Origin of the sequence: Streptomyces sp. NPDC047706, assembly GCF_043204795.1 — a bacterium.
Classification (GTDB): domain Bacteria; phylum Actinomycetota; class Actinomycetes; order Streptomycetales; family Streptomycetaceae; genus Streptomyces.
Window position 1 is genome coordinate 85,423 of the sequence record NZ_JBIDCW010000022.1, and the last position, 23,380, is coordinate 108,802.

Below are 23,380 nucleotides of genomic sequence, written 5' to 3' on the forward strand. Positions count from 1 at the left end.
CGAGCCGCCCACAGCGCCCGGCGCGCCACATCAGCGGGCCGCGCCTGAGCCGCCTCTTCGGCCTGCTCCGCCAAGCCGTCGGGACGTTCGGCCTCGCCCGGCACCCGTCCCTCGCCGGTGGTCCCACCGTCACTCCACGCCCGGGGGAGTCCCCGCTCCCCCGTCATGACTCCCTCCGCAGTGACACGAGGTCGGACAGCTCACGGTCCGTCAGTTCCGTGAGCGCCGCCTCGCCGGAGCCGAGGATCGCGTCGGCCAGGGCGCGCTTGGACTCCAGCATCTCCGCGATGCGGTCCTCCACCGTGCCCTCGGTGACGAGGCGGTGGACCTGCACGGGCTGGGTCTGGCCGATGCGGTAGGCGCGGTCGGTGGCCTGTTCCTCGACCGCCGGGTTCCACCAGCGGTCGAAGTGGACGACGTGGCCCGCCCGGGTGAGGTTCAGGCCGGTACCGGCGGCCTTGAGGGACAGGACCAGGACGGGGGTGGTGCCGTCCTGGAAGCGGTCCACCATGCGCTCGCGCTCCGGTACCGGTGTGCCGCCGTGCAGCAGGTCCACCGGTACGGCCCGCGCGCTCAGGTGGGCGGTGATCAGCCGGGCCATGCCGACGTACTGCGTGAAGACCAGCGCCGAGCCGTCCTCCGCCAGCAGCGTGTCCAGGAGCTCGTCCAGCAGGGCGAGTTTGCCGGAGCGGGCGGCGAGGCGGTCGCCGCCGTAGGGGCCGTGCTCCTCCTTCAGGTACAGCGCGGGGTGGTCGCAGATCTGCTTCAGCGAGGTCAGCAGTTTGAGTACCAGGCCCCGGCGGGCGATGCCCTCCGCCGTCTCGATGGCCAGCAGCGACTCGCGCACCACCGCCTCGTACAGCGCGGCCTGCTCCCGGGTGAGCGGCACCGGGTGGTCGGTCTCGGTCTTGGGCGGCAGTTCGGGGACGATGCCCGGGTCGGACTTCTTGCGGCGCAGCAGGAACGGGCGGACCAGCCGGGCGAGCCGGGCCACCGCCTCCTCGTCCTCGCCGTTCTCCACGGCACGCGCGTGCCGGGCACGGAAGGACTTCAGCGGGCCGAGCAGACCCGGTGTCGTCCAGTCCAGCAGCGCCCACAGCTCGGAGAGGTTGTTCTCGACCGGGGTGCCGGTCAGGGCGACGCGCGCGGGCGTGGGGATCGTGCGCAGGGCCTTCGCCGTCGCCGAGTACGGATTCTTGACGTGCTGTGCCTCGTCGGCGACGACCATGCCCCACTTCTGCTGGGCGAGCGTCGCCGCCGCCGAGCGCATGGAGCCGTACGTGGTGAGGACGAAGCCGCCGTCGATGCCTGCCAGGGTGCGTTCCGTGCCGTGGTGGCGGCGGACCGGGACGCCGGGGGCGAACCGCTCGATCTCCCGTTGCCAGTTGCCCAGCAGGGAGGCCGGGCAGACCACCAGGGTGGGCTCCGCGCGGGCCCGCTCGAGGTGGAGGGCGATGACGGTGACGGTCTTGCCGAGGCCCATGTCGTCGGCGAGGCAGCCGCCGAGACCGAGGGAGGTCATCAGGTCGAGCCAGGCCAGGCCCCGGAGTTGGTAGTCACGGAGGGTGGCGCTCAGGCCCTTGGGCGGGGCGGCGGGCCGTACCCCCGCGGTGAGGCGGTCCCGCAGGGCGGCGAGCGCGCCGGCCGGCACCGCCTCGACCTGCTCGCCGTCGACCTCCGCGGTACCGGTGAGCGCGACGGACAGGGCGTCCACCGGGTCGAGCAGGCCCAGTTCACGTTTGCGGGCCTTGCGCACGAGTGCCGGGTCGACCAGGACCCACTGGTCCCGCAGCCGTACGACGGGACGGTGGGCCTCGGCGAGCGCGTCCATCTCGGTCTCGCTGAGCGGCTCCCCGCCGAGCGCCAGCTGCCAGCGGAACTGGAGCAGCTCCTCGCTGTCGAAGAAGCCGGTGCCGTCGGTCGCGGAGCCCGGCGCCGGCCGGACCACCGCGGCCGCGGTCAGATCGCGCGCGAGGTCGCGGGGCCAGTGCACGGCGACGCCCGCCGCGGCCAGCCGTGCGGCCGCCGCGCCCAGCAGGTCGCCGAGCTCGGGCTCGGACAGGGCGAGCACGTCTGGCACGTCCTGTTCGGCGAGCCGGTCCAGGGGCGTCCAGACGCGCGCCGCGCGCCGGACCGCCAGCGCGGCGTCCACCCGCGCGCGGGGACCGAACTCGGTGCCGGCGTCCCCCGCCCACAGCGCCGCCGCGTCCACGACGAGCGTCGGGTCGGCGAGGCTGTGCACCTGCACGATCGCCGCGCCCGCCCGGCGCGTCCGGTCTCCGTCGTCCCCCGTCTCGAAGAGGTCGTACGCCGCCAGGTCCAGGCGCAACGAGATCCGCACCCCCGCGTCCATCCCGGCGGCGACCTCCGCGGCCCACTCGTGGGCGGCGGGCAGCCGCTGCGGCGGGAGGGCGGCGAAGGGCTTGCCGCAGGCGTGGGCGGCGGCGGGGGTGCGTGGCAGCGTGTCCGCGACCGCGTCCAGGAAGGCCCGCATCAGTGCCTCCGGCTCGGGCAGCAGCAGCGCCCCCGGGCCGGCAATCGGCACGGCGTGCCCCTCGTGGGGCAGCGCGGCGGCCACCGCGCGCAGGTGGGCGATGTCGTCGGGGTCGAGGGGGCCGGCCCGCCAGGCGTCGTGCCCGGTGGGCGTCAGGCCGGGCAGCAGGCGGCCACGGGCGGCGAGCCGCAGCGCGTGCAGGGCCGCCGCGCCCCAGCAGGCCGTGGCCGGGTGGGCGGCCGGGTCGTGCCGGGCGCGGACGAGTGACGGCAGGGCCTCGCCGACCGGCAGGGTCAGCGCCGCGGTCTCCTTGCGGCGGACACCGGCTCCATGGGGCCGTACGACGGTCAGCTGTGTGGAGGTGAGGCCTGGCACGGCCGCCGTGCCCCCGTCCGGGTCCCAGAAGGCCACGCGTCCCTCGCGGGGAACGGGCGCGGGAAGGAAGACGGCGGCCAGCCGGACCGGCACGGACCCGCGTTCGCCCATACGTCCTGCCACCTCCCGCCCGCAGATCGGATCACTTGTCTTCGACTCTACGGGCGGGGTCTGACAATCGGCTCCGGCGCACGGTCGGCGCCGGACCGGTCAGGGAGTCAGCCGCGAGACGACGTAGACCATCGGGTACGTCGGATTGCCGGTGTTCACCACGATGTCCTGGGTCGGCTTCGGATTCTTCTGCTGGTGGACCAGGCCCCAGTTGGCGCCGGGGCGGGCGCCCGTGCCGGAGAAGTTCCAGCCCGTGACGTGCCGGTCGCGTGCCCCGATGGTGATGTCGCCCTCGACCAGCTCGCTCCGCCCGACACCCACCTTCTCGAGGAAGGCGTCCAGCCCGGCGTGGGTGGTCTGGAACTGCACGTAGAGCCGGCTGGTCTTCCAGTTGTTGGTCTCGTACCAGGCGACCTTGCTGGCCGGGTGCGGTATCGGCACCTGGTACAGCCTCCGCTGCACCTTCGACGGCCAGCCCTCGGTCAGTCCCCGTGCCGAGTACTTCTCCTCCTTGTCCTTGCCGCTGGCGCGGCTCTGGTTGGCGGAGATCACCAGATAACCGGCGGGGATGCCGATGAGCAGCACGATGATGAGCAGGGTCAGTGCCCGGCGGCGGATCACATGGCGCCGGTCCTCGTCCGGCGGGGGCGCGTCGGCGGGGGTGGTCTGCTGCGGCAGCCTGGTCATGGCGCCTCCTGGCCTCGGCGGGCCTGCGCGTACCGCTCGTAGCGTTCGTACCGCTCCACCCTGCGCCGTTTGGCGCGCCGGAAGCGGCGGGCGACCAGGCGGGCGAGGTCGGCGGCGCCGACCATGCCGGCCTCGGGGCCGAGCTGGGCGCGGACGATGCGGGCCTCGGGGCGGTAGCCGCGGCCGGTGAGGTGCCGCTTGAAGGCGTCCCGGGCGGGGCCGATGAGCAGGTCGTCGGCGGCCGAGACCCCGCCGCCGATCACGAAGCAGGACGGGTCGAGGGCGGCGGCCAGGTTCGCGATGCCGACGCCGAGCCACTGGCCGATGTCCTGGAGCAGCTCGATGCACATCGCGTCGCCCTCACGGGCCAGCTCGGTGATCATCGGGCCGGTGATGTCGCCGATGCTGCCCTTGACGTGCTCGATGATCCCGTACGCCACCGGGGAGTCGGCCGCGGCCAGCTCGCGCGCCTCGCGCACCAGCGCGTTGCCCGAGCTGTACTGCTCCCAGCAGCCGCGGTTGCCGCACGGGCAGCGGTGGCCGCCGGGCACGACCTGCATGTGGCCGAACTCGCCGGCGACGCCGAACTTGCCCCGCTTGACCTGGCCGTCCTCCAGGATCGCGCCGCCGATGCCGGTACCGAGCGTGATCATGACGAGGTGGTCCTCGCCGCGGCCGGCACCGAAGCGCCACTCGGCCCAGGCGGCGGTGTTGGCGTCGTTGTCCACCAGGACCGGGACCGCGAGGCGGCAGGCGATGCGGTCGCGCAGCGGTTCGTTGCGCCAGGACAGGTGGGGTGCGAACAGCACGCGGTTGCGGTCTGCGTCGACCCAGCCGGCCGCGCCGATGCCGACGGCGTGCACGTCGTGCCGGTCGGACAGGTCCAGGACCAGCTCGACGATGGTGTCCTCGACGACCTTGGGGCTCTTGGACTTGTCCGGCGTCTCCGTGCGGAGCATCTCCAGGATGTTGCCGTCGGCGTCCACGACACCCGCCATCACCTTGGTACCGCCGATGTCGATACCGACGGTGGGCACACGGGGTGCCGTCAGGTGGGAACGGCGCTCCCGGGTGCCCACGGTGCGCAGCGCTGTCGCGCGCCGTGAGCCGATCGGGGCGCCGCCGGTCACCCGGGCGTTGCTCAGGGCCTTGGGGAAGGCGAGGTCGCGGTAGGTGCTCATCACCGGCGATTCTGCCTCACCGTGACTCAGGGTGCGGTAAGGGGATCGTCGGGGCCGCGGATCGCGTGCCGGGCGCGGCCGGTCACGACTCGCCGCACGCCTCCCCGCGCCCTCAGCTCCGCTGGAGTTCGTGACGTAGGTCGTCCAGGTCGTTTCCGCCTGCCATCTGGCGTGTCAGCTCGTCCAGCGTGATCGAGTCCCGGGTGTGGCTGCCCGCCATAGCGCCGCGCTTCAGGAGCACGAATCGGTCGCCCACCAGGTACGCGTGATGCGGGTTGTGGGTGATCAACACAACACCGAGACCCTGGTCCCGTGCCGCCGTCACATACTTCAGGACGACCCCGGACTGCTTCACGCCGAGCGCCGCCGTCGGTTCGTCCAGGACGAGGACCTTGGCGCCGAAGTGGACGGCCCGTGCGATCGCCACACACTGGCGTTCACCGCCCGAGAGCGTGCCGATGGGCTGGTCCACGTCCCGCAGGTCGATGCCCATGCGCAGGAGTTCGGAGTGGGTGGTGCGGCGCATGAGGTCGACGTCCATGCGCTTGAAGGGGCCGGTGCCCTTGCGGGGTTCTGAGCCGAGGAAGAAGTTGCGCCAGACCGGCATCAGCGGGACGACGGCCAGGTCCTGGTGGACAGTCGCGATCCCGCGGTCCAGGGCCTCGCGGGGGGAGCCGAGGCGGGTCTCCTCGCCGTCGAGGCGCAGGGTGCCGCCGTCGTGCCGGTGCAGCCCGGCGATGATCTTGATCAGGGTGGACTTGCCGGCGCCGTTGTCGCCCAGCACGCAGGTGATCTCCCCGGCGTGCACCTCCAGACCGACGCCTTCGAGGGCGCGGACGTTGCCGTAGTGCTTGCTGACGCCGGACAGCTCCACGAGTGCCGTGCGTTGTGCCGCTTGCGTCACTTGGTCGCCTCCGCGCGCTTGCGGACCCAGGCGTTGAGCAGGGTCGCGAGGAGCAGCATCGCCCCGAGGAAGAACTTGAACCAGTCGGGGTTCCACTCGGCGAAGACGATGCCCTTGCTGGTCATGCCGAAGATGAACGCGCCGACCGCGGAGCCGACGGCGCTGCCGAGGCCGCCGGTGATCAGGCAGCCCCCGATGACGGCGGCGATGATGTAGATCAGCTCGTTGCCGACGCCTTCGCCGGACTGGACGACGTCGTAGCTGAAGAGCAGGTGCTGGCCGGAGATCCAGGCACCGAACGCCACCCCCATGTAGAGGCCGATCTTGGTCCGGGCCACCGGCACACCGACCGCGCGGGCCGCGTCCTGGTTGCCGCCGACGGCGAAGATCCAGTTGCCGGCGCGGGTGCGCAGCAGGATCCAGCTGGCGAGGGCGACCAGCGCGAACCACCAAACGATCGTGATCTTGAAGTTGACGCCGCCGAGGGTGAGCGTGGAGGCGAAGACGTCGTGCGCGGAGGGGAAGCCCTCCATGTCGGCGATGGTCTTGGTGGAGACCGTGCCGGAGATCAGCTTGGTGAAGCCGAGGTTCATGCCGGTCAGCATCAGGAACGTGCCGAGCGTGATGATGAAGCTCGGCAGCCTGGTGCGGGTGAGCATGAAGCCGTTGAAGGCGCCGACGGCGAGCGTGACCAGCAGGGAGACGCCGACGCCGACCCAGACGTTCGCGGTCATCTGGAAGCTGAACATCGACGAGACCAGCGCGGACGACGTCACCATGACGCCCGCCGACAGGTCGAACTCGCCGCCGATCATCAGCAGCGCGACCGGGACCGCCATGATGCCGATCGTCGAGGACGCGTACAGGACCGTGCTCAGGCTCGACGCCTTCAGGAAGCTGTCCGCGGCCAGGGCGAAGAAGAGGAAGACGGCGGCGGCACCGACGACCGATCCCAGTTCCGGCCGGCCGAGCAGTTTCCGCAGCGGAGAGCTGTGCAGAATCCTTTCGTCAGCGAGCGCCGTCATCGGGTGCCCCGCTCGGTGTACTCCGCGAGGGCGCCCGCCTGGTCCTTGGTGATGATCTGCGGACCGGTGAGCACCGGCTTGCCGCCGCCGAGGACGTCGGCGTTGTACCGGTACAGCCACAGCAGGTCGACCGCCTCGTAGCCCTGGAGGTAGGGCTGCTGGTCGACGGCGAACCCGAGGGTGCCGTCCTTCAGCCCCGCGGCCACCTTGGCGTTCAGGTCGAAGGTGTCGATCTCGGCGTCGCTGCCGGCGCCCTGCTTGGCCTTCACGGCGGTGTCGGCGTACGGGGCGCCCAGGGTGACGACGGCGTCGACCGAGCTGTCGGACTGGAGCTTGGCCTCGATGGCGGACTGCACGTCGGGCATGCTGGTGCCGGTGACGTAGAGGTTCTGCACGGTGCCGTCGAAGGTCTCCTTCAGACCGCCGCAGCGCTGTTCGTGACCGACGTTGCCCTGCTCGTGCAGGATGCAGAGCGCCTTCTTCCGGCCGCGCTTGTTCAGTTCCTCGCCGACCGCCTGGCCGGCGATGGTCTCGTCCTGCCCGATGTGGGTGAGCGCGCCGAACTCCTCGGACTGCGCCGAGCCCGAGTTCACGGTGATCACGGGGATGCCCGCCTTGACGGCACGGGCGACGGCGGCCTTCATCGCGTCCGGCTTGGCGAGGGTGACGATGATGCCGTCCACGTTCTTGTCGACGGCCGCGTCGACGAGCTGCGCCTGCTGCTGCGCCTCGTCGTCGTGGGAGTAGAGGAAGTTGATGTTGTCCTTGACAGCGGCCTGCTCGGCGCCGCTCTGGACGATGTCCCAGAAGGTGTCGCCGTCACCCGAGTGGGTGATCATGGCGAAGGTCCAGCGCGGCGTGTCGACCGCGGCCGTCCCCTGCGCGGCCGCGGCCTTGCGGGCGTCCTCGGCGCGTTTGCCGCCGGTGCTGCTGCACCCCGCGAGCGACGCGCAGAGTGTCCCTGCCACCGCGATGCCTACCCAGGTGCGAAACCCGGTCCGAAACCGTGCCACGAGGCCGTGCCCTTCTCGCTGTGTTCTCCGGTATCCGAGGCCGGTCGTCCCACCGGCCCAAACGCCCCAGTATCGAACACAGGGATGACGCGGCCCTTGACCGGGGACCGCCACGCGGTCGCATTGTCCGGACATTGCGACGAACGACGTGCTGGGCGGACTCTCCGTCAGGGCCGTACGAGCAGCTGGAACTCGAAGGAGTAGCGGGTCGGGCGATAGGTGTGCGTCCCGTACTCGACCGCGCGGCCGGTGTCGTCGAACGTCGTGCGCTGCATGGTCAGCAGCGGAGCGCCCTCGCTCTCGCCGAGCCGCTCGGCCTCGGCGGCGGTGGCGCCGCGGGCGCCGATGGACTGACGGGCGCTGTGCAGGGTGATCCCGGCGGACCGCATCAGCCGGTACAGGCCGGTCGTCTCCAGCTGCCCCGTGTCCAGCTCGATCAGGCCGCTGGGCAGGTAGTTGCACAGGTACGCCATCGGTTCCCCGTGCGCCAGCCGCAGCCGTTCGACGCGGTGGACGTCGCTGTCCTCCGCGACCCCGAGGGCGGCCGCCACCTCGGCGGAGGCCGGGACGACCGTGTTGACCAGCACCTTCGTGGCGGGACGTTGCCCGGCCGCCTCCAGGTCGTCGTAGAGGCTGCTCAGCTCCAGCGGGCGCTTGACCTGGCTGTGCACGACCTGGGTGCCGACACCACGGCGGCGCACCAGCAGTCCCTTGTCGACCAGGGACTGGATGGCCTGGCGGACCGTGGGCCGGGACAGACCCAGCCGCGCGGCGAGCTCGATCTCGTTGCCCAGCAGGCTGCCGGGCGTGAGCGTGCCCTCCTCGATGGCGGCTTCGAGCTGCTGGGACAGCTGGAAGTACAGCGGGACGGGCGAGCTGCGGTCCACGCTCAGGTCGAGCTTCACGGTCGGGTCCACGTCTGGTTTCGGCACGGGCCTGAGCGTAGCTCCGTGACGGGTTGACGGGAAGTTGTGTAGTCCGATTGTCCGGACATAAGCATTGACAGTGCGGTGGATGCGGCTCCACTTTGTTCTCATGCGCATCGGAGTCATCGGGACGGGCCGCATCGGCACCATTCATGCGAACACGCTCAGCCGCCACCGTGACGTGGGCTCCCTGATCCTCACGGACGCGGATCCCACGCGGGCGCAGGAGCTGGCACACCGGCTCGGGGAGACCGCCGCGCCCGGCGTGGACGAGATCTTCCGCTGGGGCGTGGACGCCGTGGTGATCACGACGGCGACCGCCGCCCACGCCGATCTGATCGGCCGGGCCGCACGCGCGGGGCTCCCGGTGTTCTGCGAGAAGCCGATCGCCCTCGACCTGCCCGGCTCGCTGCACGCGATCGCCGAGGTCGAGACGGCCGGGACGGTCCTGCAGATGGGCTTTCAGCGCCGCTTCGACGCCGGCTACGGCGGCGCCCGCGAGGCGGTGCGCTCCGGACGGCTCGGCCGGCTGCACACGGTGCGCGCGATGACCTCCGACCAGGCGCCGCCGCCGGTGTCGTATCTGCCGCTGTCCGGCGGGCTGTACCGGGACACGCTCATCCACGACTTCGACGTACTGCGCTGGGTGACCGGGCACGAGGTGACGGAGGTGTACGCCGCCGGGTCCGACGCAGGTCCGCCGATGTTCCGCGAGGCCGGGGACGTCGACACCGCGGCGGTGGTCCTCACCCTCGACGACGCCACCCTGGCGACGGCGACCGCGACGCGGCTGAACGGCGCCGGCTACGACGTGCGCATGGAGCTGGCCGGGGAGCTGGACCAGGTGGTGGTGGGCCTGGACGACCGTACGCCGATCGCGTCCACCGAGCCGACCGGGCCACCGGCCGCCAGCAAGCCGTGGACCACCTTCCTGGAGCGCTTCGGACCCGCCTACGAGGCCGAACTGAACGCCTTCGTCGAGGTGGTGCGCGGCGAACGGGCGAACCCGTGCGACGGCCGCGAGGCCTTGCAGGCGCTGCGGATCGCCGAGGCCTGCGCCCTGTCACGCCGGGAGCACCGACCGGTGCGGCTCGCGGAGGTGCCGGGGGGTCAGGAGCCGGTACTGCGGTAGCCGCGGGGCCTGCCCGGCGGACCGGCCGCGAAGGCCGCGGCGCCCGTCTGCGGGACCCCGCCGACGGGACCAGGGGCGCTGTCGGGGGCTGCCGGTGCTCCGTGGCGCGGCGGGCGACCGGTGCCCCGGCCTCCCCGACACGGCAGGCGCCCCGCCGGCCGGCACCGGCCGGGGGGGCAGGCGAGGCGGTGACCGGACGCCGGGGCAGGCGAGGCGGGGCCGACCAGGCGCCGACCGCGACGCCGGGGGCAGGTGACGCGGGGCCGCGGCGATCTGGATGCCGGCGCCTGCTCGGGTGGCCGGGCCTCACCAGCGCACCGGCAGGCTTCGCATGCCGCGCATCAGCATGCCCGGCAGGTACGGGCCGGGCGGCCCGTCCAGCGCGAGGCCAGGGGCGCGCTCCAGCAGCGCGCGCAGTGCCGTGCGGGCCTCGACGCGGGCCAGGGGGGCGCCCAGGCAGTAGTGGATGCCGTGCCCGAAGGCGAGGTGGGTGCGGGGGTCGCGGCGGATGTCGAAGCGGTGCGGCTGCGTGAACCGGGCCTCGTCGTGGCCCGCCGCCGTGAGTCCGACCAGCACCGCCTCGCCCCTCGCGACGGTCGCGCCCGCGATCTCCAGCGGCTCGGCGGCGAACCGGTACGTCGCCGTCTCCACCGGCCCCTCGTAGCGCAGCATCTCCTCGATCGCGCCGTCGAGCAGGCCCATGTCGGCGCGCAGGGCGGCCAGTTGTCCGGGGTGGGTGAGCAGGGCGTGGACCCCGTTGGTGAGGAGGTTGACGGTCGTCTCGTGGCCGGCGACGAGCAGGATGTACGCCATGCCGCGCAGCTCCGTCGGGGAGAGCCGGTCGCCGTCCTCGGCGGTGGTACGGATCAGGGCGCTGAGCAGGTCGTCGGCCGGCCCGGCGCAGCGCTTGTCCTCGATGAGTTCGGTGAGGTACTCCCCGAGGCGCACCACGGCCTCGTACTCGCGGTCGCCGTCGGTGGGGGCGACCACCTCCGTCGACATCGCGCGGAACGCGGCCCGGTCCAGCTCGGGCACGCCCAGCAGCTCGCAGATGACGGTGATCGGCAGCGGGTACGAGAACGACTCCACCAGGTCGGCACGGCCGTGCGGGAGCATCGCGTCCAGCAGGCCGTCGGTGATCTGCTGGATCCTGGGGCGCAGCGCCGCCACCCGGCGGGCCGTGAACGCGCGCGTGACCAGCCCGCGCAGCCGCGAGTGCTGAGGTGGGTCGACGGCCAGCAGATGCTTCCCGATCAGCTCCTCGTCCAGGAAGGTCACCCCGAACTCGGTGGCGTCCTTGGACAGCCGCGGGTCCGCGAGCGCGGCGCGCGCCTCCTCGTACCCCACCACGAGCCAGGCCTCGCGATGGGACTCCGGCCGCGGCAGCCGGACCCTGTGCACCGGGCCACGTGCCCGCAGCGCCGCGTACACAGGGTGCGGGTCCGCCAGGAACTCCGCACCGAACTCCCCGAGATCGACCACGTCCGCCATGTCGCTCGCCTCCCGTCACCACCACAACGCACGGCACCACCGAAGGGTGCCCGACCCGGCTCCCCCGGACCGGTCAGCTGCTCCCGGTCCCGGGCACAGCTGCTGCCGGCCCGCGGGAGCCTGCCCTCCGCGAGGTAGTCGTCCACGGCGTCGCGTGTGCAGGCGCCTCAAGAGCGGCTTCCTGCAGCCCCTTTGGCGCGGGCGGTGTCACAGGCCGCGGGCGTCGGCGAGGCCGGCGGCCTCCGCGACCATCCGGACCGGGACGTGGCCGGAGCCGAAGGCGTCGTTGAAGCCCGGCACGGAGTCGACGTCGTCGCCGAAACGGCGCCGTACGGCGTCCAGCAGCACGGCGAGGGCGCCGCTCTCCAGGACCCGGTCGCCGCGCGCCTCGATCCGGACGGCTCCCTGCATGCAGCGGGCGCCTTCGGCGTCGACCAGGGCGCCGCCGCACCAGCCGTCGCAGAGCAGCCGCTGATGGGCGCGCTGCAGCAGCGCCGCGACCGGCGTCACGTACGGATCCGCGGGGCCGGTGCCGAACGGGACGGTGACGACCTCCGCCAGGTCGACCGGCTCGGTGTGCAGATGCGCGGCCCGGACCTCGTAGGCGACGGCCGCCTCGTCCAGCCGTACGGTCATCGCCGCGTCGATGAGCGCGAGGCGGTCTTCGAGGGACAGCTCCGCCGGGGGTGCTGCCGTCTCGGTCGGCCGCGGGCCGGCGGGGGCGTGGACGGAACGGTTCATCGTGAACTGCGGCTCGTCTTTCGATCGTCGGCAGGACGGCCGGCGGCCGCCACCCGGACGAGGGGTTCCCGGATGGGCGCGAGCGGCATCCCCCCGAACGGGTGGTTCGGCCTCGCTGCCCGGGAGTGGCCGGACGACTGACGACTGACGGCAGACCGCGGACCGCAGACCGCAGACCGCAGACCGCAGACGGCTGACGGCTGACGGCTGACGGCCCTCTAATGCCTGTCCCCGTCGAGAAGCCCCGCGTCGTACACCAGCAGGGCGATCTGGACGCGGTTGTTGAGGCCGAGCTTGGCGAGGATGCGGGAGACGTGGGTCTTGACGGTGGCCACGCTCATGAACAGTTCCGTGGCGATCTCGGCGTTGGCGAGGCCCCGGCCGACCGCTACGGCCACCTCACGTTCGCGGTCGTTCAGGGCGGTCACGCTCTCCCGCGCGCGGGCGCGCCGGGTGTCGGCGGCGGTACCGGCCGCGTGCTCCATCAACTGGCGGGTGACCGTGGGCGACAGCACGGGGTCACCCGCGGCGACCCGGCGCACGGCGTCGACGATCTCGCCCGGCGGGGTGTCCTTGAGGACGAATCCGGCGGCGCCCGCGCGCAGCGCCCGCAACACCTGTTCGTCGGCGTGGAAGGTGGTCAGGAGCACGACCTGCGGGGCGTCCGGGCGGGCGCGCAGCCGCTCGGTGGCGGTGAGGCCGTCGACGGCGGGCATCCGGATGTCCATCAGGACGACGTCCGGCCGCGTCCGGTCGACGAGCGCCTCGACCTCCGCGCCGTCGGCGGCCTCGCCGACGATCCGGATGTCCTCGGCGCCGCCCATCATGAAGGACAGCCCGGCCCGCACCAGCGGATCGTCGTCGACGAGAAGCACTCTGATCGCAGTCATGGCCCTCACGAAATCACGGTCGTGCCGACCAGCCGCCGGCCCGGTGCCGCCGATGTCGGGCCCGCGGCCGTACCCCGCACCGGTCGCGCAGCCGGCGCATCACCCACCTCTACCACGGGGCCGGTGGCGAAGCCCAGGTACGGTCCCCTGGCCTGAGGCGGGGGCGGGGCGGCGTTCGGTGGCCACTGGGGCTGGGTACGGATGTGGTCCCCCGGAGCTCACTGTGCTGTGCCCTCCCGGCACCTGCGCCATCGACGGCCGCACCGGCACGGGCCGGTCGCCGTCGCCGAGTCGACTGCCATGTGCCGGCAGCGACACGGGAGGATGCGTGATCACTCACCGGACGGGCGCCCCCACGGCAGCCAGGCCCGCACCTCGAAGCCCCCGTCGGCCCGTTCACCGTGCTCCAGCCGTCCCCCGGCCAGAGTGGCGCGCTCGGTCAGTCCGATCAGGCCCTGCCCGGAGCCCGGGACGTGCGGTACGTCCCCCTCGGGGGCGGGGTTGCGGATGTGGACGGTGAGGCCCTCACCGGGCGCGCCGGTCACGGACACCGTGACCTCGGCGCCGGGGGCGTGCTTGCGGGCGTTGGTCAGGCCCTCCTGGGCGATGCGGTAGGCGGTGCGGCCGGCCGACGCCGGGACGGCCGCCGGATCGGCGACCCGCAGGTCGAGCGTGACCTCGCTGCCGGCCTCTCGGGACTCGGCGACCAGCGCGTCGACGGCGGCCAGCGTCGGCTGGGGACGGCCGGTGTCGTCGGCTTCACCGGCGCGCAGGACGCCGATGATCTCCCGCAGGTCCTGCAAGGCCTCGTGCGCGCTCTCCCGGATCACCCCGGCCGCGCGAGCGACCTCCTCGCGGGGCGCGTCCGGCCGGAACTCCAAGGCTCCGGCGTGCACGCTCAGCAGGGTCAGCCGGTGGGCGAGCACGTCGTGCATCTCCCGGGCGATCGCCTCACGGGCGAGGCGCTGTGCCTGCTCGGCGCGCAGGACGGCCTCCGTCTCGGCCCGCCGGGCGCGGTCGCGCAGGCTGAACATCAGCTGCCGTTTGGACCGCACCAGCAGGCCCCATCCGACGACGCAGACGCTGAAGAGCACGGTGAACGCGACGGCCACCAGGTAGGGCAGCTCGGGTTCGGGGCGCAGCCAGAAGAAGAGGGGGACCAGCGCGAGGGAGACTCCGCCGATCCAGGCCACGTAGCGGAAGGGCCGGTGCACGGCGAGGGTGAAGAAGGCGACCAGGCCGGCGCCGCCTGCGGTGTTGGAGACGAAGCCCACCGGGATCATCGCGATCGCGAGCCCGACCGGCCAGCGACGGCGCAGCCACACCGCGGCGCAGGACAGGGCGCCCAGACACTGGTCGACGACCAGGAGCGTGGGCGGGGTGTTCTGCGGTGTCATGGAGTCCGCTGCGAGCAGGCCGACGACGATGGCCAGGAAGAAGCAGGAGAAGTCGACGAGCCAGTCGCGCGCGGTGCGCCGAGGGCGTCGCCCTTGCGGCCCGGCGTCCGGGTCGAGCGCGTGGATCAGGGCGGACGGCAACAGCCACCGGCGTCCCGCGAACGCCGGCGCCGACTGCGCCGTACTGTCACCTGTCACGGTCGACAAATCTACGCAGGGCCGGGGCCCCGCCACCTCCCCGCGCGCGGGATCGCCGACCAAAGTCGTGGCACCGGCTACTTTCGGCGCGCTCGCGCGGTCGAGATCACAGACTTCGGCGGGCCGGGCCTCACCTCGTGGCCGATGCGTGTGGGGGGTGCGCGGGGCGAGGGTCATGACCATGAGGCAGTTGCTGGAGTTCCTCGGACTGATCGCCCTCGTCCAGGGCGTCATGGGTCTGGTGCACGAGTTCACCGACTGGCACATCGGGCTGGTGCAGCGGGTCGGTTTCCTCGACGGGTACGAGATCTACGCGAGCGTCGCCCTGGTCGTGCTGGCGTCGGCACTGTTCGGCGCCGCCGAGAGCCGCAAGCCCGGCTGAGGAAGACGGGCTTACGGCCGCCCGGTCAGGCGTTCCCGGGCAGGTCGTACGAGCCGTACTCGGGGCTCCCTGCCAGGTCGTACGACTGGATGGAGACTCCGGTCGAGGTGATCAGGCCGCCGGTGTGCCGGAAGGCGGCCGGGGCGGTGCCCTCGGCGAACAGGCGGCGGCCGGCGCCGAGCACGACCGGGAACGTCAGCAGGTGCACGGTGTCGACGAGGCCGAGGTCGAGCAGGGACCGGGCGAGGGCGCCGCTGCCGTGCACCTGGAGCTCGCCCTCGGTCTTCTCCTTCAGTGCGGTGACCTCCTCGGCGAGGTCGCCGCGCAGGACGGTGGTGCCGGACCACCCGGGGCCCGTGAGGGAGGCCGAGGCGACGTACTTCGGCAGGCCGTTCAGCCGGGAGGCGACCGGGTCGCCGGGATCGGTCACCTTCGGCCAGTACGAGGCGAAGATCTCGTACGTGCGGCGGCCGAGGAGGAAGGCGCCGACGCGCCGGAAGACCTCGTCGACGAACCGGCCGAAGTCGTCGTCGCCGTACGGGACGGTCCAGCCGCCCTGCGCGAAGCCGTCGCGGGTGTCCTCCTGCGGGCCGCCCGGGGCCTGGTGGACGCCGTCGAGGCTGACGAAACCGGTGAGAACGAGCTTGCTCATGGGGGCGCCTTCTTCCCTGGAGTTTGCGGATGAGGTCCGCTGTCGTCAGGGCAGACCCCACCGGCACCCGCAACTCATCGGTGACCCGCGCGGAAGTCACGCGGCGCGCCTCAAGATGGCCACCGGCGCGCCTCGCAACGACTCACCCGGCGTGCGTCGAGAACAGTCCTCCCGCCGGGCCCTGCTTGTCGCCGCCCTGGGCCTTCCTCAGGGCGTTCGCAAGGACCTCGATGGTCATGGACTGGAGGATGACGCCGCCGTTTCCCTCCAGCGTGGCCAGGGACAGGCCCTCGCCGCCGAACACGGCGTTCATCAGGCCCTGGCGGTTCAGGCCGCCGACGCGCTGGACGCCGTACTCGATGCCCTCCTCGAAGGCCACCAGGGCGGCCGGATCATCATCATCGGCAGCTGCATGGCCCTGCGGGTGCCGGGTCCGGGTGGCACGCTCCACGCGGCCGGCAAGGCGGCGCTGACCGGGCTGACCAAGGCGCTGGCCAGGGGGCGGGCGGGCGCGGGATCACGGCGAACATCGTGCACCCCGGACCCGTCGACACCGACATGAACCCGGCCGACGGGCCGTACGCGGCAGCCCAGCCGGCGCTGACCGCGCTCGGCCGGTTCGGGACGGCCGAGGAGGTGGCCTCGACGGTCGCCCACCTCGCGAGCGCCACCTACGTCACCGGCGCCGAGTTCTCCGTCGACGGCGGGCACGCGGCGTGAGGCACGCGGGGCGCACCGGTGCTGTCCAGGCCGGGTGCGCCCCGCGAGTCGTCGGGCGGCCGGACGCCGCGTTCAGGGTCGGGCACCGGGGCCGCCGCGTCCGGGGTGGGAGTCAGCATCCCCGGCCGAGGTCGGATCGCCCCGGCCAGGGATCGCATCAGCCCCGCCCGCGAGGGGTCGGCCACCCCGGCCAGGAGGGACATCAGCCGGGCCGCACAGGTGGACATCAGCCGCCCCTGCCCAGGGGGCTGGTCGACCCCCGGTCAGGGATGGCACCAGACCCCGGTCAGGGGTTCGTCGGCCGGCCGAGGTGGGTGCGCCGCCCGTTTCTCGGCCGGCCGGCCGAGGTGGGTGCGCCGCCCGTTTCGGCGACCGCAGGCCGCGCTTCGGGGTGTGGCCTCAGCCTCCCAGTTCCTGGTGGCGGGCCGCCAGCCGGGCCGCGCCCTCCTGGGTCAGGGAGCCGAACAGGCGCAGGCGGGAGATGCCGCCGTCCGGGAAGATGTCCACGCGCGCGTGCGTGCCGACGGCGGCGCCCTTGAGTACGAAGCGGTGGTTGGTGTCGGGCTGGAGACGGGTGCGGGGCAGCACCTCGGTCCACTCGCCGTCCTCGCCGTCCTTGACGGAAACCGACGCCCAGCCGGCGCTGTTGCCCTTCAGATACGCGGTGTCGATCTCGATGGCGCGGAACTGGGCCTGGGCCACCAGCCGGTAGCGGATCCAGTCGTGTCCCTGGTCGCGGCGGCGGCGGGTCTCCCAGCCGTCGTCCATCTTGCGGGAGCGGCCCGGCTGGATGGTGTTGGTGGCCGGCGAGTAGAAGCGGTCGGAGGCGTCCTCGACCTGACCGCCGTTCTCCAGGGCGACCACGTCGAAGTTGCCGAGCACCGACAGCCAGTCGGGGTCAGGTGCCACCTCGCCGAACACACGCAGCCGCGCGATGCCGCCGTCGGGGTGCTGGTTGACGCGCAGGTGTGTGAAGCGCTGCTCGGCCTCGACGGTGAAGCCGTTCGCCGCGTGGCCGCCGACCGGCGTGCGCGGCACCAGCGTCGTCCACTTCACCTCGTCGGCCAGCAGTTCCGCGGGAGACGGGGAGCCCGGCAGCGACGTGCCCTCGATGGACACGGACTGCGGGTAGTTGCCGCGGAAGTGGGCGGTGTCGACCACGATCCCGCGGATCACGCCGGGCGCGCCGAGGCGGACCAGCGCCCAGTCGTGGTCCTCCGCGGTCGGCCAGGGGTGCTCTGCGCAGGTCCCCCGGCGCCGCCGGGTCTCCCAGCCGTCCATGATCTTGCCCTTGTGCCCGAAGTGCTCGGGGTCGAACTCGGCGCGCCCGGGCACCAGCAGGTTCTCGCGCTGGGCGAAGAACTCGTCGTTGGCGGCGATGACTCCGGCACCGAGCGTGCGGTCGGCGAGGTTGGCGTACTGGGTGAAGGGGAAGTCGGCGGTGCGGTAGTCCGCGTACGGGTCGCCGCCTCCGTAGGGGCTCGCGTCGCCGGTGAAACTCGGTGTCGCCGTCACGGTGATCAGATCTGCCTTTCAGACGTCGGGATTCAGGGGAGGCGGGTGAGCAGTCGCCCCTTCGGTTCGGTGAACTCGCCGTCCGCCACGATGCGTTCGCCGCGCAGCCAGGTGGACTTGACGACGCCGCTGAGGGTGCGTCCGGCGTACGCCGTGACGCGGTTGCGGTGCTGGAGGGCGACGGGGTCCACGGTGAAGGTCCGGTCGGGCGCGAGGACGGCGAAGTCGGCGTCCCGGCCGGCCTCGATCGCGCCCTTGTGGGTGAGACCCACGAGTTCCGCGGTCCGCGTGGACATCCAGCGGACCACGTCCTCCAGGGTGTGGCCGCGCTCGCGTGCCGCCGTCCAGACCGCGGGCAGGCTCAGCTGGAGTCCGGAGATGCCGCCCCAGGCGGTGGCGAAGTCGTTGGTCTTCAGGTCGGCGGTCGACGGGGAGTGGTCGGTGACCACGCAGTCGATCGTGCCGTCGGCCAGCGCCTGCCACAGCAGGTCCTGGTTGGCGGCCTCGCGGATCGGCGGGCAGCACTTGAACTCGCTGGCGCCGTCAGGGATTTCCTCGGCGGTCAGGGTCAGGTAGTGCGGGCACGTCTCGACGGTGACGCGTACGCCCTCGGCGCGGGCCGCGGCGATCAGCGGCAGCGCGTCGCTGGAGGACAGGTGCAGCACGTGCACGCGCGCGTGGAGGAGTTTCGCCTGTGCGATCAGCGTGGCGATCGCGGTGTCCTCCGCGTCGCGCGGCCGGCTGGCGAGGAAGTGGGCGTACTCGGGCCCGCCCTGCTGCGGCGCGGCGGCGAGGTGGTGCGGGTCCTCGGCGTGCACGATCAGCAGGCCGCCGAAGCCGGCGATCTCGGCCATGGACCGGGCGAGCTGCTCCTGGTCGAGGTGCGGGAACTCCTCGACCCCGGACGGCGACAGGAACGCCTTGAAGCCGAAGACCCCGGCTTCGTGCAGCGGGCGCAGGTCCTTGACGTTGTCCGGCAGCGCGCCGCCCCAGAAGCCGACGTCGATGTGCGCCTTGGCCCGCGCCACGTCCTGCTTGGTCCGCAGGTGGCCGACGGCCGTGGTCGGCGGCAGCGAGTTGAGCGGCATGTCGACGAGGGTGGTGATGCCGCCGGCCGCCGCGGCGCGCGTGGCTGTCCAGAAGCCCTCCCACTCGGTGCGGCCGGGGTCGTTGACGTGCACGTGGGTGTCGACGAGGCCGGGCAGCAGGACGTCGTCGCCGAAGTCCTCCACCCGGGCGCCTCCGGCCGGGGCGTCGTGCGGCAGTACGGCGGTGATCCTCCCGCCGGCGACCGCGACGGACGCGGGGCGAGTCCCCTCGGGCGTGATCACGCGCGTCGAGCGCAGCACCAGTTCAGCGTCGGACACCCGGACCCCTCTCTCTGCCGCCGTCCGCTTCCCTGAGAATGGGAAACGGGACCTACTTCCGCCTGACGGAATTCAACGTTCTGTTGAAGGAGTCTTCACTCCCGCCCGCACACCGTCAAGAGGCACACTTCTCCACAGTGCGCTTCCGGCGCCACTCTGGACGTTTCCACAAAGCGGAATTACAATTCCAGCAAGCAGAACGTAGCTACGCACAAGCGGGCAGTCCACAGGCTGCCGGGTAGGCTTCTGCCCTCCTGTCAGCCTCGAAAGGAACGCGCCGTGCCGACGTCCAGCGCCAGCACCACCGACGCCGTCAAGTCCGCGGGCGGTGGCGTCCAGTCCCTCGAGCGCGCCTTCGACCTGCTGGAGCGGATGGCCGACGCGGGCGGCGAGGTGGGTCTGAGCGAGCTGTCCGCGAGCAGTGGGCTGCCGTTGCCGACGATCCACCGGCTGATGCGCACCCTGGTCGCCTGCGGATACGTCCGCCAGCAGCCGAACCGGCGCTACGCGCTCGGCCCGCGGCTGATCCGGCTCGGCGAGTCCGCCTCCCGCCTGCTCGGCACCTGGGCCCGCCCCTACCTCGCCCGGCTGGTCGAGGTGACCGGCGAGACGGCCAACATGGCACTGCTCGACGGGGACGAGATCGTCTACGTCGCCCAGGTGCCGTCCAAGCACTCGATGCGCATGTTCACGGAGGTCGGCCGGCGGGTCCTGCCGCACTCCACGGGCGTGGGCAAGGCACTGCTGGCGAGCTTCCCGGACGAGGAGGTGCGCTCCCTGCTGATGCGCACCGGGATGCCCGCCGCGACGGAGAAGACGATCACCACGCCGGACGGCTTCCTGGCGGCGCTCGACGACGTCCGCCGGACCGGCTACGCCGTCGACGACAACGAGCAGGAGATCGGGGTCCGCTGCCTGGCGGTGTCGGTGCCCGACTCCCCCACCGCCGCCGCGATCTCCATCTCGGGACCGGCCGGCCGGGTGACGGAGGCGGCGACGGAGCGGATCGTGCCGGTGCTCCAGCAGATCGCAGTGGAACTCTCCGAGGCACTGATCACCCAGAACCCCGCCTGACGGCACGACAGTTCCAGGCCGACCGGCACGCACCCCCTGGCCGCCCGGCAACCGGCCGAGCCCCGGACCGACCCGGCCTCGCGCACGGCACCCGAACCCAGCAGGCCCCGAACCGCTCCCGGCAGCCCGGAACCACCCCGCAGGCCCGTGTCCCGGCCCCGGTGGGCCCCCGTCGGCCTAGTCCCTCCCCGGCGGCTCGCCGAACAGGTCCACCGCGGCCCGGACGTCCGACAGCCCTCGTGACAGTGCGCTCACCGAGCCGATCGCGCCGGCGATCAGCAGCAGCGAGCGGCGCAGGCGCGGGATCTCGGGCCTGCCGTCGGCGGTCATCGCCGCGAGTACCGCGAGTTCGTCCTCGGCGACGGCACGGTCGGGGAACTCCACGGGGAGCGTGGCAAGTTCACGGCGCAGCCGGGAGACGGCGGACCGCAGTCCCGCCACCCTCGGATCCTCGTCGCTGCCGGTCACTGGCCTCTGCCCCAAGCTCCGCAACACAGCTCTCCCCCCTGGCACACCGTTGTGCACAGCCTCACCCTGCTCCCCCGTGCGCCTCAAGGCGCCGGTCGCGCGCCGGGGACGCGGGCCAGTAAACGCCACCGGGTGCCGATCCGCCACCACGCGGACCGAAATTCAGCCCCCTGGGACCGCCCCGTCCGCGTGCGGTCAGGTATGCAGGAACCATGACGGATCACAACGAGCCCCCGGTCGCCGCACTCCTGCTCGCCGCGGGCGGCGGACGCCGGCTCGGCGGCCGGCCGAAGGCGCTGCTCGAACACCGGGGGCGCCCGCTGGTCGAGCACGCGGTGGCGGTGCTGCGCTCGGCTGGCTGCGCGCGCGTGCATGTGGTCCTGGGGGCGCGCGCCGACGCCGTACGGCAGCGGGCGGAGCTGTCCGGCTGTGTGCTGGTGGACAACCCGGACTGGGAGCGGGGCATGGGCTCCTCGCTGCGCGCCGGGCTGGATTCGCTCGCCGGGACGGGCGCGCGGGCGGCGCTGGTGTCGCTCGTCGACCAGCCCGGGATCGGGCCGGAGGCGGTCGCCCGCGTGCTGGCCGGCTGCAGGGACGAGTCCTCGCTCGTCTCGGCCGCCTACGACGGCGTGCGCGGCCATCCCGTGCTCTTCGGGGCAGCGCACTGGGCGGGCGTCGCGGCGACCGCGACCGGGGACCGGGGCGCACGCTCCTACCTGAAGGAGCACGAGGCCGGAATCCGCCTCGTGGAGTGCGGGGACGTGGCGCGGCCGTACGACATCGACACGGCGGCCGATCTGCGCCACCTTGAGTGAGCGGGATGGCACCCAGCGCCACCTTGCCTCGACTCAGAGAATCTCGACATCAACAGACCATTGAAGTTCCACAATGAGGAAACTAATATCCACTGACCAGAGGCACCCGACCGCACAGCGGGTGCGACATATCCCATATGCGCCATCTGGCACCCGGTGCCACCGCTGAAGGAAGTGACAGCTCATGTCCGCACCAGCGCCGTCTCCGCCGGCCATCGTCGACGCCGAGCCCCTGCCCCGGCAGGAAGAGGTCCTCACCGACGCGGCGCTCGCCTTCGTGGCCGAGCTGCACCGCCGGTTCACGCCCCGGCGTGACGAGCTCCTCGCCCGCCGCGCGGAACGCCGCGCCGAGATCGCCCGCACCTCCACGCTCGACTTCCTCCCGGAGACCGCACAGATCCGCGAGGACCCCACCTGGCGCGTCGCGCCCGCCCCGGCCGCGCTGAACGACCGCCGGGTCGAGATCACCGGACCCACCGACCGCAAGATGACGATCAACGCCCTGAACTCGGGCGCGAAGGTCTGGCTCGCGGACTTCGAGGACGCCTCCGCGCCCACCTGGGAGAACGTCGTCACCGGCCAGCTCAACCTGATCGACGCCTACACCCGGAACATCGACTTCACCGATCCCGCGTCCGGAAAGTCGTACGCGCTCAAGGCCGAGGCGGAGCTGGCCACGGTCGTCATGCGCCCGCGCGGCTGGCACCTGAACGAGCGCCATCTGCAGGTGGACGGGCAGCAGGTCCCGGGCGCGCTCGTCGACTTCGGCCTGTACTTCTTCCACAACGCCCAGCGCCTGCTCGACCTCGGCAAGGGCCCGTACTTCTACCTGCCGAAGACCGAGTCCCACCTGGAGGCCCGTCTCTGGAACGAGGTGTTCGTCTTCGCCCAGGACTACGTCGGCATCCCGCAGGGCACCGTCCGCGCCACCGTCCTGATCGAGACGATCACGGCCGCGTACGAGATGGAGGAGATCCTCTACGAACTGCGCGACCACGCCGCCGGGCTGAACGCCGGCCGCTGGGACTACCTCTTCTCCATCGTCAAGAACTTCCGCGACGGCGGCCCGAAGTTCGTGCTGCCGGACCGCAACGCGGTCACGATGACCGCCCCGTTCATGCGCGCGTACACCGAGCTCCTCGTCCGCACCTGCCACAAGCGTGGCGCACATGCGATCGGCGGCATGGCGGCGTTCATCCCGTCCCGCCGGGACGCCGAGGTCAACAAGGTCGCCTTCGAGAAGGTCCGGGCCGACAAGGACCGCGAGGCGAACGACGGCTTCGACGGCTCCTGGGTCGCCCACCCCGACCTGGTCCCGATCGCCCTGGAGTCCTTCGACAAGGTCCTCGGCGACAAGCCGAACCAGAAGGACCGGCTGCGCGAGGACGTCGAGGTCAGGGCCGAGGACCTTATCGCCGTGGACTCCCTGGACGCCAAGCCCACCTACGCCGGTCTCGTGAACGCCGTGCAGGTCGGCATCCGCTACATCGAGGCCTGGCTGCGCGGTCTGGGCGCCGTCGCCATCTTCAACCTGATGGAGGACGCCGCCACCGCCGAGATCTCCCGTTCGCAGATCTGGCAGTGGATCAACGCGGGTGTGGTCCTCGACAACGGCGAGCGGGTCACCGCCGAGCTGGCCCGCAAGGTCGCCGCCGAGGAACTGGCGGCGCTGCGCGCCGAGATCGGCGAGGAGGCGTTCGCGGCCGGCAACTGGCAGCGGGCGCACGATCTGCTGCTGACCGTCTCCCTCGACGAGGACTACGCCGACTTCCTGACGCTGCCGGCGTACGAGCAGCTCAAGGGCTGAGCCCGGAGCACGCGG

The 23,380-nt window shown here is 72.5% G+C and carries 20 protein-coding genes and 2 pseudogenes; 6 read left to right on the plus strand and 16 right to left on the minus strand.

Annotated features, from left to right (window positions below; genetic code table 11):
- Positions 1–163 precede the first annotated feature (163 nt).
- From ACGF8A_RS24810 to ACGF8A_RS24840, 7 genes are all read right to left on the minus strand, one after another.
- A complete protein-coding gene (locus ACGF8A_RS24810; RefSeq protein ID WP_393111719.1) occupies positions 164–2,980 on the minus strand; it encodes a DEAD/DEAH box helicase in 2,817 nt (938 codons plus the stop codon).
- Positions 2,981–3,079: 99 nt separating this feature from the next.
- On the minus strand, positions 3,080–3,667 hold the full coding sequence (locus ACGF8A_RS24815) for a sugar kinase (RefSeq protein WP_393111721.1): 588 nt from the start codon (positions 3,665–3,667) through the stop codon (positions 3,080–3,082).
- On the minus strand, positions 3,664–4,848 hold the full coding sequence (locus ACGF8A_RS24820) for an ROK family glucokinase (protein ID WP_393111723.1): 1,185 nt from the start codon (positions 4,846–4,848) through the stop codon (positions 3,664–3,666). Before ACGF8A_RS24820 ends, ACGF8A_RS24815 begins: the two co-directional genes overlap by 4 nt.
- Before the next feature lie 112 nt (positions 4,849–4,960).
- Positions 4,961–5,752, minus strand: a complete 792-nt coding sequence (locus tag ACGF8A_RS24825; protein ID WP_393111725.1) for an ATP-binding cassette domain-containing protein — start codon at positions 5,750–5,752, stop codon at positions 4,961–4,963.
- The gene (locus ACGF8A_RS24830) at positions 5,749–6,777 is read right to left on the minus strand and encodes an ABC transporter permease (protein ID WP_393111727.1); all 1,029 of its coding nucleotides are present in this window, start codon (positions 6,775–6,777) and stop codon (positions 5,749–5,751) included. Before ACGF8A_RS24830 ends, ACGF8A_RS24825 begins: the two co-directional genes overlap by 4 nt.
- Positions 6,774–7,751 (minus strand): sugar ABC transporter substrate-binding protein, encoded by a 978-nt coding sequence (locus ACGF8A_RS24835; protein ID WP_393111830.1) that lies wholly within the window; start codon positions 7,749–7,751, stop codon positions 6,774–6,776. The genes ACGF8A_RS24830 and ACGF8A_RS24835 overlap by 4 nt, the downstream gene beginning before the upstream one ends.
- A gap of 206 nt (positions 7,752–7,957) precedes the next feature.
- A complete protein-coding gene (locus ACGF8A_RS24840; protein WP_393111832.1) occupies positions 7,958–8,695 on the minus strand; it encodes a GntR family transcriptional regulator in 738 nt (245 codons plus the stop codon).
- Between the two features lie 130 nt (positions 8,696–8,825).
- Here ACGF8A_RS24840 and ACGF8A_RS24845 point away from each other — a divergent pair, with 130 nt between their 5' ends.
- Positions 8,826–9,848: a Gfo/Idh/MocA family oxidoreductase gene (locus tag ACGF8A_RS24845; RefSeq protein WP_393111729.1), complete on the plus strand. Its 1,023-nt coding sequence runs from the start codon at positions 8,826–8,828 to the stop codon at positions 9,846–9,848.
- 306 nt (positions 9,849–10,154) lie between these two features.
- Here ACGF8A_RS24845 and ACGF8A_RS24850 read toward each other — a convergent pair whose 3' ends face one another.
- From ACGF8A_RS24850 to ACGF8A_RS24865, 4 genes are all read right to left on the minus strand, one after another.
- A complete protein-coding gene (locus ACGF8A_RS24850) occupies positions 10,155–11,339 on the minus strand; it encodes a cytochrome P450 (protein ID WP_393111731.1) in 1,185 nt (394 codons plus the stop codon).
- 207 nt (positions 11,340–11,546) lie between these two features.
- Positions 11,547–12,080, minus strand: a complete 534-nt coding sequence (locus ACGF8A_RS24855; RefSeq protein ID WP_393111733.1) for a hypothetical protein — start codon at positions 12,078–12,080, stop codon at positions 11,547–11,549.
- A gap of 218 nt (positions 12,081–12,298) precedes the next feature.
- Complete coding sequence (locus tag ACGF8A_RS24860) at positions 12,299–12,970, minus strand: response regulator (protein ID WP_393111735.1); 672 nt, start codon at positions 12,968–12,970, stop codon at positions 12,299–12,301.
- A gap of 332 nt (positions 12,971–13,302) precedes the next feature.
- Positions 13,303–14,574 (minus strand): sensor histidine kinase, encoded by a 1,272-nt coding sequence (locus tag ACGF8A_RS24865; protein WP_393111737.1) that lies wholly within the window; start codon positions 14,572–14,574, stop codon positions 13,303–13,305.
- A 172-nt stretch (positions 14,575–14,746) separates the two neighbouring features.
- Between ACGF8A_RS24865 and ACGF8A_RS24870 the strand changes: the two genes are divergently transcribed.
- Positions 14,747–14,947 carry a hypothetical protein gene (locus ACGF8A_RS24870; protein WP_393111739.1) on the plus strand — a complete coding sequence of 67 codons (201 nt, stop codon included), beginning with the start codon at positions 14,747–14,749 and terminating at the stop codon, positions 14,945–14,947.
- Between the two features lie 25 nt (positions 14,948–14,972).
- Here ACGF8A_RS24870 and ACGF8A_RS24875 read toward each other — a convergent pair whose 3' ends face one another.
- Both ACGF8A_RS24875 and ACGF8A_RS24880 read right to left on the minus strand, forming a co-directional pair.
- Entirely contained in the window at positions 14,973–15,599 is a 627-nt protein-coding gene (locus ACGF8A_RS24875) for a dihydrofolate reductase family protein (RefSeq protein WP_393111741.1), read from the minus strand.
- Positions 15,600–15,741: 142 nt separating this feature from the next.
- Positions 15,742–15,993 (minus strand): annotated as a pseudogene (locus tag ACGF8A_RS24880) (AIM24 family protein); the annotation flags it as partial.
- Here ACGF8A_RS24880 and ACGF8A_RS24885 point away from each other — a divergent pair.
- Positions 15,979–16,319: pseudogene (locus ACGF8A_RS24885) on the plus strand (SDR family oxidoreductase); the annotation flags it as partial. The pseudogenes ACGF8A_RS24880 and ACGF8A_RS24885 sit on opposite strands and share 15 nt — an antisense overlap.
- Positions 16,320–16,718: 399 nt before the next feature.
- On the opposite strand, the gene alc reads toward ACGF8A_RS24885, so the two are convergent.
- Both alc and allB read right to left on the minus strand, forming a co-directional pair.
- Positions 16,719–17,834, minus strand: coding sequence for an allantoicase (gene alc, locus ACGF8A_RS24890; protein ID WP_393111743.1), 1,116 nt, complete (start codon positions 17,832–17,834; stop codon positions 16,719–16,721).
- A 32-nt stretch (positions 17,835–17,866) separates the two neighbouring features.
- Positions 17,867–19,201 (minus strand): allantoinase AllB, encoded by a 1,335-nt coding sequence (allB, locus tag ACGF8A_RS24895; RefSeq protein ID WP_393111745.1) that lies wholly within the window; start codon positions 19,199–19,201, stop codon positions 17,867–17,869.
- A 279-nt stretch (positions 19,202–19,480) separates the two neighbouring features.
- Here allB and ACGF8A_RS24900 point away from each other — a divergent pair, with 279 nt between their 5' ends.
- The gene (locus ACGF8A_RS24900) at positions 19,481–20,275 is read left to right on the plus strand and encodes an IclR family transcriptional regulator (protein ID WP_393111747.1); all 795 of its coding nucleotides are present in this window, start codon (positions 19,481–19,483) and stop codon (positions 20,273–20,275) included.
- Between the two features lie 177 nt (positions 20,276–20,452).
- Here the strand turns inward: ACGF8A_RS24900 and ACGF8A_RS24905 are convergent, their stop codons facing one another.
- Positions 20,453–20,770 carry a DUF5955 family protein gene (locus ACGF8A_RS24905; RefSeq protein ID WP_393111749.1) on the minus strand — a complete coding sequence of 106 codons (318 nt, stop codon included), beginning with the start codon at positions 20,768–20,770 and terminating at the stop codon, positions 20,453–20,455.
- 185 nt (positions 20,771–20,955) lie between these two features.
- On the opposite strand from ACGF8A_RS24905, the gene ACGF8A_RS24910 reads away from it, so the two are divergent.
- Positions 20,956–21,558: an NTP transferase domain-containing protein gene (locus ACGF8A_RS24910; RefSeq protein WP_393111751.1), complete on the plus strand. Its 603-nt coding sequence runs from the start codon at positions 20,956–20,958 to the stop codon at positions 21,556–21,558.
- A 184-nt stretch (positions 21,559–21,742) separates the two neighbouring features.
- A complete protein-coding gene (gene aceB, locus ACGF8A_RS24915; protein WP_393111753.1) occupies positions 21,743–23,365 on the plus strand; it encodes a malate synthase A in 1,623 nt (540 codons plus the stop codon).
- Positions 23,366–23,380: the final 15 nt, after the last annotated feature.

Coding starts and splice junctions, on each gene's coding strand:
- ACGF8A_RS24870 (WP_393111739.1), top strand. CDS start 14,747: ATGAGGCAGTTGCTGGAGTTCCTCGGACTGATCGCCCTCGTCCAGGGC.
- ACGF8A_RS24875 (WP_393111741.1), bottom strand. CDS start 15,599: ATGAGCAAGCTCGTTCTCACCGGTTTCGTCAGCCTCGACGGCGTCCAC.
- ACGF8A_RS24855 (WP_393111733.1), bottom strand. CDS start 12,080: ATGAACCGTTCCGTCCACGCCCCCGCCGGCCCGCGGCCGACCGAGACG.
- ACGF8A_RS24850 (WP_393111731.1), bottom strand. CDS start 11,339: ATGGCGGACGTGGTCGATCTCGGGGAGTTCGGTGCGGAGTTCCTGGCG.
- aceB (WP_393111753.1), top strand. CDS start 21,743: ATGTCCGCACCAGCGCCGTCTCCGCCGGCCATCGTCGACGCCGAGCCC.
- ACGF8A_RS24810 (WP_393111719.1), bottom strand. CDS start 2,980: ATGGGCGAACGCGGGTCCGTGCCGGTCCGGCTGGCCGCCGTCTTCCTT.
- ACGF8A_RS24845 (WP_393111729.1), top strand. CDS start 8,826: ATGCGCATCGGAGTCATCGGGACGGGCCGCATCGGCACCATTCATGCG.
- ACGF8A_RS24820 (WP_393111723.1), bottom strand. CDS start 4,848: ATGAGCACCTACCGCGACCTCGCCTTCCCCAAGGCCCTGAGCAACGCC.
- ACGF8A_RS24910 (WP_393111751.1), top strand. CDS start 20,956: ATGACGGATCACAACGAGCCCCCGGTCGCCGCACTCCTGCTCGCCGCG.
- ACGF8A_RS24815 (WP_393111721.1), bottom strand. CDS start 3,667: ATGACCAGGCTGCCGCAGCAGACCACCCCCGCCGACGCGCCCCCGCCG.
- ACGF8A_RS24860 (WP_393111735.1), bottom strand. CDS start 12,970: ATGACTGCGATCAGAGTGCTTCTCGTCGACGACGATCCGCTGGTGCGG.
- ACGF8A_RS24830 (WP_393111727.1), bottom strand. CDS start 6,777: ATGACGGCGCTCGCTGACGAAAGGATTCTGCACAGCTCTCCGCTGCGG.